The organism is Fretibacterium sp. OH1220_COT-178, from assembly GCF_003860125.1.
Classification (GTDB): domain Bacteria; phylum Synergistota; class Synergistia; order Synergistales; family Aminobacteriaceae; genus CAJPSE01.
The window spans coordinates 173,193-188,983 of record NZ_RQYL01000005.1 but is presented as its reverse complement, the minus strand read 5'-3'; the positions used below and the strand labels follow the sequence as shown (position 1 = coordinate 188,983).

Genomic DNA, 15,791 nt, shown 5'->3' with positions numbered 1-15,791 from the left:
GACAACGCAAAAGGTTGCGTCGTCGAGATAGCGATCAGCTCATCCCACAAGGCTTACAGCCTTGTGGAAGATGGCTGCCTGACCCTCGACAACGCAAAAGGTTGCGTCGTCGAGATAGCGATCAGCTCATCCCACAAGGCTTACAGCCTTGTGGAAGATGGCTGCCTGCTAAAACAGTTCGACGGCAGATCCGGGTTCCACCCCATCTCCCGCTGCATGGCCTTACAGCGTTCGCCGGAGCTACCCCGCCCCTTGCCCGTGTCCGCCTCCCCGTCCCTGGGGCTCGACCCCACCTCCGGGAAAAAGAGGTTGGCGCCTGCCGCGAGGGAGATCGCGTTGGGCTCGTGGGTGCAGTGCGCCTTCGGAATCGTCCCCATCACCAGACGGGAGACCGCCACCATACGGGCCATCTCGCGTTCGCTGATCATTCCGTAGGGTTCCATCGGGGACCCCGGAAAGTTGACGCGCCGCATCACGCCGCTGAAGGTCGCCCCATGCTCCCGGGCCAGGAGCATCAGGTCCGCGATCTCCTCCGCGGAGTGCTCCGGACCGACGGGCTCGATGCAGTTCAGCCACTTCAGCCCCACGTCCTTCAGGACCCGGATGGTCTGGATGCGGCGCTTGGGGTCCAGGGGCGTCACGCGCCCCTCGCCGAGCCGGACGGCGTGATAGGCACCGACGAACCCGGCCTCCAGCAGGGCCTCTCCCTCGGCGTGGCTGATATCCCGGGTGTTCGCGACCAGGGGAACGGACACGCTCCTCTTCAGAAGACGGCCGATCTCCAGAAGGCGCTCGAAGGAGAAGTCCCCCGTGGTCATGATGTTCAGCGCATCGGCCCCAAACGTCTCTCCATAACGGGCCCACTCCAGGACCTGCGTGTCGGAGAACTCCACGGCCTCCCTGAATATCCCGGCCTTCTTCGTCAGGGAGCAGAACTGGCAGTTCAGGGGACAGGGCGCCACGTTCACTCCGATATGGAAGTGGTTCTCCGCCTTCTCCCCGAACTGTGTCCGCGAGAGCGCATCGGCCGCCTGCATGAGGGCGGCGACCTCCCGCGATCCGAGAGGAAGGGAGAGGAGCGCGACCGCCTGATCGTGATTCAATCCCTCGCCATCGCCTCCCCGACGTAAAATATCGGCGATTGCGGGCGCGATCTTCCAACTCATGAGGACCGCCCGAGACGGTGCCGTGCGAGAAACACCGCGAGCATCAGGGCAAAGACGCCCACCCCCGAGTCGCACCCGCTGCCGCCCCCCGCTTCTCTTTTCATAGCGCTCAGGGGAACTCCGTCGCCGCCAAATTTCAGCCGCGTCGGACTCTCATCCCCCTCCAACCTGTAGGTCAGCGCGGTCAAAGCCGCACGCTGCTCCGCAGTGCCGTCCAGGGCCTCACCACGGACCCGACCGCGGACCTTCAGAACGTACTCGTAAAGCCCCGCCGGGCTTTCGCCGCGCACCGAGCTGGAGAGCGAAACGGGAGTACCGTTCAGGAATACGGAGGTGCTCGCCTCGACGAAGTTCCGCGTCTCGACGTGAAGGCGGGAGAGCCTGCGCGGAACGGGCTTGAGCCGGACTTCAATGCTGACCTCGGCCGTCCCGTCGATCCCGACCTCCCCGACGGACAGCCTCCAAGCCCCGGGAGCGTCGTACCCGGCATCGATGGGAGCCTCCACAGGAGCCTCCGTGATGGGCCTCTCCTGAATCGGTTTGGGCTCCGGCTTGGGTTCCGGGTTCGGCTGAGGTTTCGGCTTTGGCTTCGGCTGCGGCTCGGGTCGAGGCGCAGGGGTCGGATTCGGACCGGGAGCCGGCTGCGGTGCGGACGATAACTCCACGGCGCCGATATCGACGCCTGCGAACTGCGGACGCGCAATGCCGCGGGCGTCGACGGCCGGGACGGCACACGATGTCCAGTCCCGCCAGAACACGTCGGCCGACACGACGTCCGCGGAGGTCAGGGCTCCGACGCTCCGCCCTCTGTCCCGGGCGGGGCTGCCCCAGGCCGGCGGACAGGTGGGGACGGCACCGCCGTGGCTCCCCGGAGGGGAGAGCTGCGGGTCGTCCGAGGCCACCTCCGACAGGGCCACCGCGCCGCCCCGGACAGCACCTCCACGGACGATCGAGCGGTAGAGCGCGGCTCCGGAGTCCCCATTGCTGACGATCTCGCCCGTCCCGTCGTCCCAGAAGATGCTGTTGAAGGCAACGATGCGCCCGCCCCCCGGTTTGCAGACGCCTCCCGTGCATCCGGTGTTGTAGACGGAGCTGCCCTCCCCGCCTTCGCCCCCTTGGGCTCTGGCCCTGTTGCCGAGGAAGGTGCAGTTGATGAGGAGCGGGTAGCTGCCCGTCCGGTTGAAGAGCGCCCCGCCGTACTTCGCCCCGTTGTCCGTGAAGGTGCAGTTGACGATCGTCGGGCTGGAGACGCCGTTGTAGACCGCCCCTCCCGACCCCTTGTTGGGGTCGGAGACATGAACGTCGTCGTAGGTCCTGTTTCCGGAGAAGGTGCAGGCGCGGATCGTCATTCCCCGGTCCCCGCTGCCGACCTCCGAGTTGTAGATGGCGCCGCCCTCGATAACCGTTGCGTTGTCCTCGAACAAACAGGATTCGACAAGGATGTTGGTGGAGGTGGAAAAACGAACCGCTCCACCGTTATGGGCCGTCCGGTTTCCTTTGAACAGGGAGCCCCGCACCGTCACGTCCGTACCGGCGTTCTGGACATAGAGTCCGCCTCCACCGGCACCCGCAAAGTTATTGCGGAAGCGGCACCCCTCGACGGACAGGGTTTTGTCTCCCCCCTTCTTGTCGCTGAATTGGACCGCACCGCCATTGCCCGCTTTGTTCCCGGACGTATCCGAACCTGTGCGGTTGTTCTCGAAAGACGAGTCGACAATCCTGAGGTTCGTCTGCACACTGTTGACGGCCCCTCCATGACTGTTCGGCCCGCCCCGGTTCTCCAGAAAACGGCTGGAGCGGATATCGAGAGAAGAGGCCACGGCATTGATGCCTCCTCCAAAGGATACGGCGCGATTTCCCTGAAACAGACAGTTTTGAATCACCATATCGCTTCGGCCAAGGCTCAGCCCAGCTCCCACCCCCTGATCTCCTCCCGACACCACGATCCCGTCCAGCCGAACCCCTTTTGCGTTCGCGGCCTTCAGGACGTTTTTGCTGTTCTTCCCCTGAATCACGTCCGCGCTGAGGGTGACGCCCTGCGCGTCCCGAACGTCGTCCAAGGCCAGGTCTCCGGTCAGCACCGCAGCGTGCCTGTCGGGATTACGCTGCTCCCGGGTCCTCTCGCTCCCCGAAAAGCCCCCGTAGAGGGCCACACCGTCCCTGAGCGTGAAGGACTTCCCCTGCTCCGCCGCCGTGACCGCGTCCGTCGACGCCGGAACCACGGGCCGGTAGCTGCCGGCGGCAATCCAGAACTCATCCCCCGAAGCGGCCCCGTTCAGGGCCGCGGCAAACCCGGCCTCGTCCAGCGGGGCCGACCAGCTGTTGCCGTCCCCGCTCGCGACGGCCGAGGCGTTGACGTGATACACCTTCGCATCCCCAGGGGACGCGAAGGCAAAACAGATCGCAAGCATCGCAAGCGCCGTCTTCTTGACATTCATCCTGCACCCGACCATGCGCTTCCCTCCTCGTGTAAGTCCCACAAACAAAGCGGGGGAGGAGAGAACCGCCCTCTCCTTCCCCCGCCGAAACGAAGCGCCTACTCGTGATTTTCCGGCTCCAGCTTGTTGGCCGGGTCCTTGCTCCATTCCGTGATGCTCCCCTCGTAGTTCTTCACCTTGCCGGCATCGAATCCAAAGTCCTTAACCAGCGCCTTGGCAAACTTGCCGCTCTGGTTTCCGGTATTGCAGTAGACGATGATCTCGGCGTCCTTGACGATGCCGGCCTTCTCCAGGGCCTCCGCAGCCCCGGGCTCCTTCAGCTTGTCCAGGGGGAAGTTGACCGCTCCGGGGATATGCCCGCCGGGGATCCCCTCGCGCGGGGCCTTGCCGTTGTAGACCTCCTCGGTCCGGACATCCACCAGCACGAATCCCGGCTGCCCCACCTTCTCCTTCACATAGGCCTGATCCACGCCCTCGATCTTCGGCCCCCAAAAGGCCTGAGCCGATACCGCAAAACACAGGACGAACAACGCCACAAGCGACGACCGGTTGAACTTCTTCATGAATTCCACTCTCCTCAATCCTTCGAAACATACAGCGTAGCGGCCAGGCAACTCCAGCCGCCGACAACCCCTCGACGATAAAGAGGCATCCGACACGAACGGTCTGTGCGGGAAGGGCACAAGGCCCCTCCTGCTTTCCGAAAATACGGGATTTCACGTTAAGCGGGAAAACACGGCCACAACGAAACACAGGCCGCCAGGCCTGCCGCCAAAGTCTCCCAGGTCAACGAATCAGTGGATGGAAGGGATCAAAAAACAGAAGCCGGGGACTCGCGTTCCGGGCAGACGAAAAACGGGAAACCGTACCTATCGTTCAGGATGCAACCCGTGCAAAGCACCCTGCCGCGTCATGTGAATGCCGAGGCCATATCCCGTTCGCCCCCTTCCCCGTTTCTATGGAAATGCGGAAAAAAATATTTCCCCGGCGGAAAAACTCCGCCTTCGTAAAAAAGTATAGCAGAAACTCCAGAATGGAGAAATGGGCAAAAGGCTCCGAATTTCCCGCCGGGTTCAAGGCATTCGCCATTCTCCTTCGTACAGTGTAAAATGGGCACGGCATCTTTTCACGCTCGATCCATTTCAACACGACAGGAGGGAAAGGCCGTGACCGTCTTTACATGACGCGCTTTGCATCCGCTGCACGGTGTGCGCGCTTATGCCGCAGCCAGCACTGAAAATCCGGCCCCTTCCCTCAATCTCTCCCCCAAAAAGTAGAGCCTTTTGCGGCTCGGCGGCCGGATCCCTCCTCCAATGCCGGAAAGACCTTCTGGACGGTCTTTCCGTTCAGGAGGGCCCTGTGTTGCCGTCCGGCCAAGGACGGAGCTTCTCGTCAGGAGGACCGCTTGACATGAACGAAATGCATCCCGTTCCCGCAGAAACACATAAAAAAAACAACTTGACCGGCCATGGCAAAGTGATCCTGCTGCTCCTGTTCGCAGGAGCAATCGCAGCCTACTTCCTCCATCCGGCGTACCGGGGCATCATCGACTCCATCTTCGCCGCCTTCGCGAGCGGCGACTTCGCCGCGGTGCGCAGCTTCGTCGAGCGTTACGGGCCCATGGCCGCCGCAGTCTCCTTCTTTTTGATGGTGTTCCAGTCCGTCATGGCGCCCCTCCCGGCCTTTCTGATCACCTTCGCCAACGCCAACCTCTTCGGCTGGTGGCGCGGAGCCATCCTCTCCTGGTCCAGCGCCATGGCCGGGGCCGCCGTCTGCTTCCATATCGCCCGCATTCTCGGCCGCGACGTGGTGGAAAGGCTCTCCAGCAGGACCGCCCTTCGCTCCATCGACGCCTTCTTCGAACGGCACGGTACCCAGAGCGTGCTCATCGCACGGCTCCTGCCGTTCGTCTCGTTCGATATCGTCAGCTACGCCGCGGGACTCACCTCCATGACGTTCCGCTCCTTCTTCATCGCCACGGGGGTGGGGCAGCTTCCCGCCACGATCGTCTACTCCTACGTCGGAGGAATGCTGACGGGCGGTGCCAAGCTGATGGTTACGGGGCTGCTCATCCTCTTCGCGCTCTCGATCCTGATCGTCCTGCTGAAGCAGGTTTATGCGGAGAGGAAAAAACGCGCCACCCAAACCCCATGCCGGGACGATACGGCAAACCTCTGATCCTGCTCGCGGCCATGGGCTCCGTCCTGCTTCTGAACCGCCGCTACGGCTGGTCGGATTTCCTGTCGGGACCGGGCGCCCTGGAGGTTTTGCGGGAGGCGGTGCACGAGGATATCCTGAGGGCTTCGCTGATCTATGTCGCAGCAACGGCTGCCGGCTGCGTCCTCCTGGCCCTCCCGGGCGCGACCTTCGCCGTCGTCGCCGGACTTCTCTTCGGCCCCGTCCTGGGTTCCTTCCTGTGTCTCGTCGCAGCCACGTTGGGGGCGGTCCTGGCCTTCCTGACCGGACGTTATTTCCTGGGGGACGCCGTCCGGCCCTGGGTGGAGCGCAACCGATGCCTAAATCGCATCCTGTTCGAGGACGCCGAACGGAGCGGTATCGTGCTCCTGATGGTCACCCGCCTGGTGCCGATCTTCCCCTACAACCTGCAAAATTTCGCCTACGGGATCACGGGCATCGGGCTCTGGCCCTACACCCTTTACACCTTCCTCTTCATGGCGCCCGGCGTGGCCTTCTTCACCCTGGGAGCCGCGGGGCTGGGGGACGCGGAGAACCGAACGCTTTACCTGATCCTGGCCGGAGCTCTGGCCGCCCTCGTCTCCGCGGCGGGGCTCCGCCTGCGTCGGCGCTACGTGAGGGAAACGGATGCCTAGCGTCTTGCAGCCACGGACGGGCGACGCCTTATCCATAAGGGGTCCTCGTCCCTTCCATCGGACCATGCGCCTGCATCAGCGTCTGGCCTTCTCCCCGTTTTTCTGCCGTGCCACCGGATCGGACGGCACCGCGGAAGGGCGGGCGAAGCGCGTGTTCTTTCCGGGATGCAGCCTGTCCGCTTACGCTCCGGAGCACGTCCTGTCGGCCTGGCGATACCTGAGCGGCCGTCTGGAGGACGTCGGCGTGCTCCTCAAGTGCTGCGGCAAACCGCTGAAGCTCATGAGCATGGCCGGGGAGTTTCAAAAACGCTTCGATACGGTGCGGCATGACCTGGACCGGATGGGCGCGGAGGAGGTGATCGTCGCCTGTCAGAACTGCTACGCCATCTTCCGGCAGTTCGACGGGGGACGGCGGGTGCGCTCGCTCTGGACGATCCTTCGGGATACGGGGCTTCCCGAGGGGCGGCACGGGAGCGCTCGGGGACTCGAGGTCTCGGTCCAGGACTCCTGCACCACCCGGGACGTCCCGGAGATCTACGAAAGCGTGCGCGCGATCCTGTCGGAGCTGGGCGTTGCCGTCCGCGAGATGGAATATGCCCGAGACCGGGCCCGCTGCTGCGGCTGCGCCCCGATGATCGCGGCGGGCGACGCGAAGCTGGGGCGTGAGGCCATGAAAAGGCGCGCGGCGGAGTCGCCCTGCGGGACGGTCGTGTCCTACTGCGCCTCGTGCCGCTCGGCCATGCGGACGGGTGGACGCGAGAGCCTGCACCTCCTCGACCTGGTCTTCGGCAACGGCCGGCCGGGCCACCCCACTCCGCCCCCGGACCGTTCGCTCCGGAGCTGGTTCAACCGCTGGAGGACCCGGCGCCTGCTGGGAAGCGTGCTCAGGGCTTCGGAGCTTCCGTCCCGAGACGCGAGGGGACAGGGCACGGAGAGCACGAGTGCAGGACCGACACCGGCCGCGGGGTCGCGGCCGGCCGCAGCGTCATGATCTCGATCGTCGTCCCCACCCTGAACGAGCGCGCGCGCATCACGGCACTGCTCGAAGCGCTGTCCGCCCTTTCGGGCGACAAGGAAATCGTCGTCGCCGACGGCGGCAGCACGGACGGCACGCCCGAGGCGGCGGAGACCGTGCCCGGAGTCCGCGTCGTCCGTTGCGACCGGGGCCGGGCCCTCCAGATGAACACGGGGGCCCGTGCGGCGCGGGGCAACGTGCTGTGGTTCGTGCACGGGGACTCCCGCGTCGCCCCCTCGAGCCTCGCCGACATCGAACGCGCCCTTTCGGAGGGCTGCTCCGGCGGCTTCTTCCGGCTCCACTTCTACGACGCGGACGACCGATTCATGCGCTTCGTGGAGCGCACCTCGCACACGAGGGCCCGACGGTTCGGCCTGATCTTCGGAGATCAAGCCCTCTTCCTGAGGCGGGACGTCTTCGAATCGCTCGGGGGGTACGCCCCCCTCGCCCTGATGGAGGATTGGGAGCTCGCGCGGCGCCTGCGGCCCCTGCACCGCAGGGGACTGATCCGGGCGCTGGAGACGCCGGTGGGGACCTCGGCCCGACGCTTCATCCGAAACGGACGGCTGAGGACGTTGATGAAGATCCACATGATCAAGGCGCTCTACATTCTGGGGGTATCGACCGAGACGCTGAGGACCCTTTACGAGGGACGGCGCGGGGAGAAAGGACGCGACACGAGACAATGAAACAGGGAAAAAAATCCGAGGCCCTGATCCTCTTCTCCCGGCTGCCCGTCGGCACGGAGACCAAGACGCGCCTCTCCCCGATTTTGGATGAGCCCCAGCGGGAGGCCCTGCACCGATGCTTCTGGGCCGATGCGTTTGCCGCATCCCTGGAGCTCCGGGACCGCGCGGATCTCTTCCTCTACTGGACGGGCAGCGGGCGGCCCGAGGCGTATGCCAGCCTGATCCCCTCCGCCTTCACGCTTCGGGAGCAGCGGGGGAAGAGCCTCGGGGACCGAATGCTCGCCGCGGCCCGGGATGCCCTCGAGGCGGGGTACGAGCGGGCGGCCATCGTCGGGACGGACATCCCCCACATGCGTCCCGCCAGCATCGGCAGGGCTTTCGACCTGTTGGCGGAGGCCGATGTCGTCCTGGGGCCTACGCCCGACGGCGGCTACTGGCTTATCGGCCTTACGCGGGCGATCCCGGAGCTCTTCGACCTCTCCGTGCCCTGGGGGAGCGGCGGCGTCCGGCTCGGCACGCTGGAGCGGGCCCGAAATGCGGGATGCCTCTGCGCGGAGACGGACGAATACCGGGACCTCGACACCCCCGACGATCTGCGCGCCTTTCTGGAGGAGCATCACGAACGCGGCACAGCGACGCGGAGGTATCTGGAAGACCTAGGAATCGGTTCGTCACCGGCAACAACCTAGCGGCACCATGACGCACAAACTGCGGAAGGGGCTGCCTGGCGGCCCCTTCCGCCTTTCTCAGCAGAACTTCATGCGATCCGGATCCCCGGCGGCGCCGTCGAAGAAACGCAGCAGCCGGACGGAGTTCTCCGCAGCCATGCGCTCGATGCGCTCCCGATCGCCGGCGTCCTGATAGAGGACCGCCAACCCGCAGCACCGATCGGCCTCGCGAGGCGTCGGAGCGAAGGTGCAGCGCATGCCGGCCGTTTTCATCAGTCCGTAAAGGGCCTTGGCATTGGCGACGTCCGGGAAGAGCACGTAATGCCGCGCATCCATCATTCAGCTGCCCAGCATTTCCAGGAACGCCCCGATACGGGTCTTGAGCTGTTCCGCATCCTGGTCCGTGTAATCGGTCTCGATGCCCAGAACGGGAACCCCCGCGTCGTTCAGGGCACGCTCCACGAAGTAGCCCTCGGTATCGTAGATGTTGCAGAATTTCAGGTTGACGTCGATGACACCATCCGCGCGGTACTCGCGGGCCAGGCGCAGGATGTCGTCCACGCGCTCCGCGTTGGGGGTGAAGCAGGCGCAGTGGATGCCGCCCAGGTAGCGCTCCGTCAGGTGCGTCACCATCTCGTCCAGGGTCCTGCCGCTCTCGTCCACGTACCGCTCGTAATAACGGATGCCGGTACACATCTCCTCGCACACGACGGCTCCGCCGAGACCTTCGACGATGTGGTGCAGCTTCCAGTTGGGAATGGAGAGCGGCGTCCCCGTGAGCAGGATGCGCTTTGCGCCTTTGGGGAACACGGACACTCCGGCACGGGCCCGCTCGTCCAGCTCGTCGCAGAGCTTGCCGACCATCGAGGTGAACCGCGCGGGATCGTCGTAAAAGGCGATCTGCGTGATCAGCAGGACGTCCTTCCCGCTGATGGGCACGGCGTCCAGTTTGCGAAAGTCCGCGAGCCGCTGAAGGACACGGCGCTTCTCATTCAGCAGGACGATGGCATCATGGAGGCTCGTCTCGGTGACCCTGCTGCCCGTGAGTTCCTCCAGTCTGCGGATATAGCCGTGGATCTCGTCCCTCCAATGGGCGTAGTCCTTCTCCCGCTTCATCTGAGGGATGTCCATGATGTGCATGGGCGCATCCTCGCCCAGGATCTCCCAGGCCTTCTTCTTCCCGTCGCAGGTCGTCTCCCCGACGAACAGGTCCGCGAGGCGGAAAAATGGACAGGTTCGGTCGAAGCGCGCACCCAGCGATGCCTTGATGAGCGGACAGGTTGCGGTGGGGAGCTTCTTCTCGCCCCCGGGGACCCAGAACTGAGAACCGCTGCACAGCCCGGTCGCGATGGCTCCTGCGGCCACCACAACCTCGTCCGGGACGTGGATGCAGAAGGACCCGACGACCTTGCCCCCCTTCTTCTGGTGCTCGATCAGCTCCATCGGACGGATCCCGTGGATCTCGGCCACGACCATGTTGAAGTAGTCCATACCCTCCGGCCTGTTCTCCTGCGACAGGTAGACATCCCCGAATGCCTGCGGCAACGCCTCGCACAGCAGATCGTGCGTCGCCACGTCCATGCCCAGACCTTCCCACATCGCCTTGTAATCCGCCATAACTCAATCCCCTCCCCCGGAAAATTCAGCTTCGTACCCAAGTTCTCTCCCCTCTCCAAAAGGACAGAACGGGTACACGTAGTCGTAAATGCCAGCCATCTCTTTTCTTCGATCGTACTTGAACCGCAGAAAATCCCTCCCTTCTCCACCCACAACCTCCTGGACGCACCCCTGGCATCCGTCGCCCTCCATGATGCGGTAGGAGGTTCCGTGCAGTTTCCGATCGAGTTGACGATAGATTCCCGCCCCGCTCTGGACGCGGACCGGGAGGAAGTCGATCGGTTCCTCCGAGAACGCCGCCGTCCGCGACGCCCGGCGGAGGACCTCGAAACGCTCCGGTACGGACAGGAAGTTCAGGTAGTATTCCAGGACGTAGACGCTCCGTCCGTCCAGATCGGAATGGTATTTCAATCGGGCGGTCAGAGCGGTCAGCTGCCTGGATTCATCTGTCGCGACATTCAGGGCATCCTCGTCAAAGCCGCGCCCGTAGACGTGCTCCAGCTTCTCGATCAGGAGCTCCATCCTCATGGGGTCCTCGACGCGATAAACATGGACCTCCTGGTCCGAGAGCCCGGCAATCTCACGGGCCATGATCGGGCATGCGTCGTCGACGACGATCAGGCGGGAGCTGTGGATCAGCGGGCACCGGTCCGTCCTGGCATAGGTCAGGGTGGCATCGACGAGGGGGCAGAGCCCCTTTTCCCTGGAGTGTTTCAGGATCTCCCCATCCACGCCGTACACGGGAAGGGCCATGAGCCCCAGGGCGTGAAAGAGTTCCACCGGAACACGGCTCCCGATGTATCCCACAACATCGTTGGACTCCGCGGCCCGCAGAACGGCTCGGACATAAGCCTCCCGACGCTGCTCTTCCAGTGCCTCCAGCGCCTCGAAACGACTCATCGTCCCAGAAGGGCGGCTCCGATGGCCCCAGCGAACCGGGCGTCCGGCCCCGTACGCACCGGCGCGTTCAGGGCCTCGGACAGCTTGCGCAGCATCATGGCACTGTCGCAGAAGCCCCCAGTGAGAAAGTAGTCCTCTGCCGCAGCCTTCCGGGCCACCTGCACCGCGACCTTGGCGACGACGGATCCGACGGCTCCGCAGGCGATGTCCTCCCGAGGCGTGCCCAGGCCCATCAGGCTGACGATCTCCGACTCGGCGAAGACCGTACACATCGAGGAAATCACGATCTCCCGTCCGCGCTCGGCCAGCTCGAACAGCTCGGGCAAGGTGACGCCCATGCGGTTGGCCATGATCTCCAGAAACTTGCCCGTCCCCGCGGAACATTTGTCGTTCATGATGAAATCCACGACGCGGCCGTTCCTTACGAGGATCACCTTGGTGTCCTGGCCTCCGATGTCGACCACGGTGAGGTCCTCCCCTCCGAGGAAACAGGCCCCCTTGCCGTGGCAGGTGATCTCCGTCAGGGTATCGTCGGCATAGGGAACGGAGACGCGCCCGTACCCCGTGGCCGTGATGCGGAGCTCCTCCCGGGCATAGCCCAGGGAGAGCAGCCAGGTCAGGATCTCCTCAGCGGTCTCCCGGCCGTTCCACCCGCTGGGCATGAGCTTCCGGGCCAGAATTTCATCTTTCGAGGCATTCATGACCACGGCCTTGCTCGCCGTGGAGCCGATGTCGATGCCCGCATAGTGCATGTGCCGCCCCACCTCCCCAGTTTTGAACGAGGCCGGATCGAGCCCCCCTGCATTCCCGCCTTCAACGTCCCCTCTTCAGCCGTGCCGCAGTCGCAGTCAACGCCCCCAGGAATTCGGTCAGCTGGCCGGGCCTCGTGAAGTACCCCGGGGAGACCCTCAGGCCGCCCTGCGGGAAGCTCCCCAAGGTCCTGTGGGCGATGGGCGCACAATGCAGGCCCGGACGGGTCTCGAACCCCTCACGAGAGAGCGCGTCGGCCAAGAGGCCGTTGTCCAGCCCCTCGATGTTGAACGAGAACACCGGGAGCCGGCCCTCCATATCCCCCTTCCCGGAGAGCGAGATGCCCTCCACGCGGGAAAGGCCCTCCAACAGCATGCCCCCCAGCTCACGTTCGCGCTCGGCAATCCTTTGAATTCCCGTATCCCCGATCCAGCCCAATGCAGCATGAAGTCCGACGACTCCCGGCAGGTTCGGGGTCCCCGACTCGAACTTGTCGGGGAGATCCTCCGGCTGCGTCTCGACATGGGAGTAGCTCCCGGTCCCACCGGTGACCAGAGGTTCGACCTGCGCGGCGAAGTCCGGCCGCCAGAGGATCCCACCGATCCCCTGCGGCCCCATCAGCCCCTTATGCCCCGTGAAGCAGAGGGCCGCCAGGCCCAGGGATGCCGCGTCGAGAGGAAGCACCCCCGCGGTCTGCGCGCTGTCCAGAACCAGCGGAATCCCCGCATCCGCGCAGAGCCCTGCGACCGCCTCCAGGGGCTGGATCGTGCCACAGACGTTGCTGGCATGGGCCAGGACCATCAGGTCGTAACGCCGTGACGCGAGCGCGTCCGCGAGCGTCCGAGGATCCAGCGTGCCCTCGCTCCCGCAGGGCAGGAACGTCACCTTCACGCCGGACGGCTCGAGCGTTCTGAGGGGCCGGACCACGGCGTTGTGCTCCATGGAGGTGGTCAACACGCTCATACCGGGACGCAGAAAGCCGCGCAACACGACATTCAGCGCCTCCGTCACGTTGGGACAGAAGGTGACGTACCGCGGATCCCCGCCCTCGTAGCCCCCCAACAGCCTGGCCAGGCGGAGCCGGCAGTCCAGCACCGCGTTCAGAGTCCCCATGTCGCGGGACGAGGAGGTCCCGCGGCCGAGATTTGCGCCCCCGCGGGCCAGAAAACCCGCCATCGCTTCCCCAACGCAGGGCGGCTTCGGCCACGTCGTCGCCGCGTTGTTCAAGTAGACCGAGGCCCCGGAAAGACTCTCCTGCAATTCAGCCCCCTCCTCAAATTAAAGTTTGAAACCTGAGATCACCTAACCGTTAAACACTGAGAATCTTGTCCGCCCCCGTGATCGCCTCGAGGATCTCGAACATGTTGGAGATTGTCCCCACGCCGACGCGTTCGGTTATGCCAAAATGGTTCGTGCAGGTGCCGCAGACCAGGATATTCGTTCCCGCACCCTCCAGATCCTTCAGGTGATCGCAGGTGGAGGCGTCGGACAAAGCCAGCTTGACCCCCTCGTTCATGAGGGCTACCGTCGCGGGGGGTGTTTCGAGCTTGGAGAGGGTGCCCAGAAAGCCCTTGATCAAAACCTCTCCCAGTTCTCGATCCTCGCGCCCAAGAGTCCTTCCGGCGATCAGGACGGCCAGGCGGGCACCGCCCCGAGATCGCTTCGATGAGGGGGGCGACGACAAGGTCCCCGTCACGTCCGAGCTCCCCTTATCGGCGGTCAGCCGGTACTCGCCCTCGTTCCCCTGGCAGAGGACCCGAAATCCCTGTCCCTCCAGAAGCCGGGTGACGTTCGAGACCGCGACGGCATTGTCCACCAGGACTTCAAGCTCCGAAACGCCTTGCTTCAGCGCGGCCCGCGTCATGATGACCGGCTCCGGACAGTTTTTCCCCATAGCATTGACCGTTATCATAAAAACCCCTCCTAAAAATCATGAGCACCCCCATTTTTTCAGAAGACCGCCGCATGCGGCGAAGAGGGCGGCATGGCCTGTCCCGAGAGCGGAGCCAAGCAGTGCTCCGAAACAAAAACTTTTGCTCGAAACAGGATTGTGAGCGCGGAAAAACTTTTCTCCTGGAACTCCAGCATACTGTCCCCCCTCGGAAGATATCGGCAATCCACCAAGAGCACGGGGACGGTTCCACATCCGTTTCCTCCCTGCGGATTGCCGCACCCCTCCAGATCGAGCACAAGGCTCACCTTACGAGTGCAACTCTTTGGATAGAAATAGGTTCTCCTGGGCTATATCGTGTGATTCGGGTAAGCAGGCGACGTGCAACTCTTCACAGAGTCTCGTGAAAACGGGATATCCTTGTGACATAAGGGAGAAAAAAAACAGGAGAGGCCGTGCGGCCTCCCCTCAAAAAACAACGGATACGACGCACAAAACAGACACGTCAATCTTTGAAGAGTATGGCCCGAACGGACGGCTCCTTCAGGGAAGGAATCCCACCACGGCATGCATCCCGTGCACCCAAAACTCTTCCTCAGGTGAATCCGCAACGCCGCATTCGGTTCTTCCTCCTCTCCCGAAAGTATCGCAGGGCCGTTTACGGTTTTTATACCTTACCGGCAAGGGAATGTCAATCGCAGAACACCGACTGTGTCGTTGTTCAGTGAAAATTGTAGCTACGCTATAAGCGAGAAAGCAAATCTTCGATCTGCGTCTTCGAGCTCAGGGGCTTCATCAAACATTCGGTCCACCCTATACGCAGGCATGCTCCGGCAGACCGATGCCTCAAAGTTCGAGTGGTTCGGCAAGGGGAAGGGCTATGCTGCCCTCCACGCCTACATCGATGACGCCAGAGGACGGGTCGTCGGCGCCTGGTTCTCCAAGAACGAGAGCACCACAGGATATGTCGCCGCTCTCAGTATCGGCCTGGAACGATACGGCCTGCCTATGGAGATTTACAGCGACAGGCATACGCTCTTCCGTTCCCCTCAGGAGTCATCCAAGCACCTTACAAAATAGGCTTTTCAGCTCATTTATTCGGATATTTCCCATGTATACTATGCGCAAGCTGAGTCCATCGTTTTGGCTCAAGAATAAAACATGAGGTGAAGCATTATGTCGACCAGTTTTTTCCGTAAAAATCGTTTTCTTCCCGGGCTGTTTTTGACGATTTTGGCCGTGGCCTTGGCTTTGCCGGTTTCTCCCGTCTGGGCAAGCTCCGACATCGCATTCATCAAGCTTTGCGCCAGGGGAACCCCGGAAGCCGTGCGGTCGGCCATCGAGGCCGGGGCGAACGTCAATGCCAGGGACGACGATCACGAGACGGCTTTGATGAAGGCGGCGGAAAAGAACCCCAACCCCGAGGTTACCGCACTCCTGCTGCATGCGGGGGCCGACGTCAATGCCAGGGACGAGGACGGGGATACGGCTTTGATCAAGGCCGCGGACAGCAACTCCAACCCGGAGGTCGTCGCCCTTCTGCTGAAGGCCGGAGCCGACGTCACCATCAGGAACGAGGACGGCGAAACGGCTTTGATGGAAGCCCGTGAGAGGAGCTTCTCCGAGGCCGGAGCGGCCATCGTCAAGCTGCTGCAGGAGGCCGGAGCGAAGAACTAGCCGGGCGGAGAATACGGGGCGTCGAATCGCACTTCGCCCCTTGCCCAATTGAAAAAGCCCGGGTTCTCCCTTGTCGGGGAGAACCCGGGCTTTTTCAATTGGCCGGCGCTGTGTTCCCGGAATCTGACTCGGCAGTTCAGTCGAGCGAC

Annotated in this window: 16 protein-coding genes; 7 read left to right on the top strand and 9 right to left on the bottom strand. The window is 63.5% G+C overall.

Annotation, left to right across the window (positions count from 1 at the left end):
* Window positions 1-140 precede the first annotated feature (140 nt).
* The 3 genes from EII26_RS03910 to EII26_RS03900 all read right to left on the bottom strand — a co-directional run bounded on the left by EII26_RS03910 (window position 141) and on the right by EII26_RS03900 (window position 4,167).
* Complete coding sequence (locus EII26_RS03910) at window positions 141-1,103, bottom strand: radical SAM protein (protein WP_233572590.1); 963 nt, start codon at window positions 1,101-1,103, stop codon at window positions 141-143.
* 59 nt (window positions 1,104-1,162) lie between these two features.
* A complete protein-coding gene (locus tag EII26_RS13605) occupies window positions 1,163-3,619 on the bottom strand; it encodes a choice-of-anchor Q domain-containing protein (protein ID WP_124887832.1) in 2,457 nt (818 codons plus the stop codon).
* An 83-nt stretch (window positions 3,620-3,702) separates the two neighbouring features.
* Window positions 3,703-4,167 carry a rhodanese-like domain-containing protein gene (locus EII26_RS03900; protein ID WP_124887831.1) on the bottom strand — a complete coding sequence of 155 codons (465 nt, stop codon included), beginning with the start codon at window positions 4,165-4,167 and terminating at the stop codon, window positions 3,703-3,705.
* 913 nt (window positions 4,168-5,080) lie between these two features.
* On the opposite strand from EII26_RS03900, the gene EII26_RS03895 reads away from it, so the two are divergent.
* The 5 genes from EII26_RS03895 to EII26_RS03875 all read left to right on the top strand — a co-directional run bounded on the left by EII26_RS03895 (window position 5,081) and on the right by EII26_RS03875 (window position 8,828).
* On the top strand, window positions 5,081-5,782 hold the full coding sequence (locus tag EII26_RS03895; protein WP_233572589.1) for a TVP38/TMEM64 family protein: 702 nt from the start codon (window positions 5,081-5,083) through the stop codon (window positions 5,780-5,782).
* On the top strand, window positions 5,755-6,435 hold the full coding sequence (locus EII26_RS03890) for a TVP38/TMEM64 family protein (RefSeq protein ID WP_233572588.1): 681 nt from the start codon (window positions 5,755-5,757) through the stop codon (window positions 6,433-6,435). The genes EII26_RS03895 and EII26_RS03890 overlap by 28 nt, the downstream gene beginning before the upstream one ends.
* 64 nt (window positions 6,436-6,499) lie before the next feature.
* A complete protein-coding gene (locus tag EII26_RS03885; RefSeq protein WP_158612145.1) occupies window positions 6,500-7,426 on the top strand; it encodes a (Fe-S)-binding protein in 927 nt (308 codons plus the stop codon).
* Window positions 7,423-8,139 (top strand): TIGR04283 family arsenosugar biosynthesis glycosyltransferase, encoded by a 717-nt coding sequence (locus EII26_RS03880; RefSeq protein WP_124887829.1) that lies wholly within the window; start codon window positions 7,423-7,425, stop codon window positions 8,137-8,139. Before EII26_RS03885 ends, EII26_RS03880 begins: the two co-directional genes overlap by 4 nt.
* On the top strand, window positions 8,136-8,828 hold the full coding sequence (locus EII26_RS03875) for a TIGR04282 family arsenosugar biosynthesis glycosyltransferase (protein WP_124887828.1): 693 nt from the start codon (window positions 8,136-8,138) through the stop codon (window positions 8,826-8,828). The genes EII26_RS03880 and EII26_RS03875 overlap by 4 nt, the downstream gene beginning before the upstream one ends.
* Window positions 8,829-8,885: 57 nt before the next feature.
* Here EII26_RS03875 and EII26_RS03870 read toward each other — a convergent pair whose 3' ends face one another.
* The 6 genes from EII26_RS03870 to yedF all read right to left on the bottom strand — a co-directional run bounded on the left by EII26_RS03870 (window position 8,886) and on the right by yedF (window position 13,986).
* Complete coding sequence (locus EII26_RS03870) at window positions 8,886-9,146, bottom strand: DUF3343 domain-containing protein (protein WP_124887827.1); 261 nt, start codon at window positions 9,144-9,146, stop codon at window positions 8,886-8,888.
* Window positions 9,147-10,424: a double-cubane-cluster-containing anaerobic reductase gene (locus tag EII26_RS03865; protein WP_199735057.1), complete on the bottom strand. Its 1,278-nt coding sequence runs from the start codon at window positions 10,422-10,424 to the stop codon at window positions 9,147-9,149.
* A gap of 3 nt (window positions 10,425-10,427) precedes the next feature.
* Entirely contained in the window at window positions 10,428-11,324 is an 897-nt protein-coding gene (locus EII26_RS03860) for a 2-hydroxyacyl-CoA dehydratase family protein (protein WP_124887826.1), read from the bottom strand.
* Window positions 11,321-12,076: an acyl-CoA dehydratase activase gene (locus EII26_RS03855; protein ID WP_124887825.1), complete on the bottom strand. Its 756-nt coding sequence runs from the start codon at window positions 12,074-12,076 to the stop codon at window positions 11,321-11,323. The genes EII26_RS03860 and EII26_RS03855 overlap by 4 nt, the downstream gene beginning before the upstream one ends.
* A gap of 61 nt (window positions 12,077-12,137) precedes the next feature.
* Window positions 12,138-13,334 carry an aminotransferase class V-fold PLP-dependent enzyme gene (locus tag EII26_RS03850; protein ID WP_124887824.1) on the bottom strand — a complete coding sequence of 399 codons (1,197 nt, stop codon included), beginning with the start codon at window positions 13,332-13,334 and terminating at the stop codon, window positions 12,138-12,140.
* A gap of 49 nt (window positions 13,335-13,383) precedes the next feature.
* Window positions 13,384-13,986, bottom strand: coding sequence for a sulfurtransferase-like selenium metabolism protein YedF (gene yedF / locus EII26_RS03845; protein ID WP_124887823.1), 603 nt, complete (start codon window positions 13,984-13,986; stop codon window positions 13,384-13,386).
* An 804-nt stretch (window positions 13,987-14,790) separates the two neighbouring features.
* Between yedF and EII26_RS03840 the strand changes: the two genes are divergently transcribed.
* Window positions 14,791-15,045 (top strand): hypothetical protein, encoded by a 255-nt coding sequence (locus EII26_RS03840; RefSeq protein ID WP_124887822.1) that lies wholly within the window; start codon window positions 14,791-14,793, stop codon window positions 15,043-15,045.
* Between the two features lie 96 nt (window positions 15,046-15,141).
* Window positions 15,142-15,642, top strand: a complete 501-nt coding sequence (locus EII26_RS03835; protein ID WP_124887821.1) for an ankyrin repeat domain-containing protein — start codon at window positions 15,142-15,144, stop codon at window positions 15,640-15,642.
* Window positions 15,643-15,791 lie beyond the last annotated feature (149 nt).

Coding starts and splice junctions, on each gene's coding strand:
- EII26_RS13605 (WP_124887832.1), bottom strand. CDS start 3,619: ATGGTCGGGTGCAGGATGAATGTCAAGAAGACGGCGCTTGCGATGCTT.
- EII26_RS03900 (WP_124887831.1), bottom strand. CDS start 4,167: ATGAAGAAGTTCAACCGGTCGTCGCTTGTGGCGTTGTTCGTCCTGTGT.
- EII26_RS03890 (WP_233572588.1), top strand. CDS start 5,755: ATGCCGGGACGATACGGCAAACCTCTGATCCTGCTCGCGGCCATGGGC.
- EII26_RS03885 (WP_158612145.1), top strand. CDS start 6,500: ATGCGCCTGCATCAGCGTCTGGCCTTCTCCCCGTTTTTCTGCCGTGCC.
- EII26_RS03880 (WP_124887829.1), top strand. CDS start 7,423: ATGATCTCGATCGTCGTCCCCACCCTGAACGAGCGCGCGCGCATCACG.
- EII26_RS03875 (WP_124887828.1), top strand. CDS start 8,136: ATGAAACAGGGAAAAAAATCCGAGGCCCTGATCCTCTTCTCCCGGCTG.
- EII26_RS03870 (WP_124887827.1), bottom strand. CDS start 9,146: ATGATGGATGCGCGGCATTACGTGCTCTTCCCGGACGTCGCCAATGCC.
- EII26_RS03865 (WP_199735057.1), bottom strand. CDS start 10,424: ATGGCGGATTACAAGGCGATGTGGGAAGGTCTGGGCATGGACGTGGCG.
- EII26_RS03860 (WP_124887826.1), bottom strand. CDS start 11,324: ATGAGTCGTTTCGAGGCGCTGGAGGCACTGGAAGAGCAGCGTCGGGAG.
- EII26_RS03855 (WP_124887825.1), bottom strand. CDS start 12,076: ATGCACTATGCGGGCATCGACATCGGCTCCACGGCGAGCAAGGCCGTG.
- yedF (WP_124887823.1), bottom strand. CDS start 13,986: ATGATAACGGTCAATGCTATGGGGAAAAACTGTCCGGAGCCGGTCATC.
- EII26_RS03840 (WP_124887822.1), top strand. CDS start 14,791: ATGCTCCGGCAGACCGATGCCTCAAAGTTCGAGTGGTTCGGCAAGGGG.
- EII26_RS03835 (WP_124887821.1), top strand. CDS start 15,142: ATGTCGACCAGTTTTTTCCGTAAAAATCGTTTTCTTCCCGGGCTGTTT.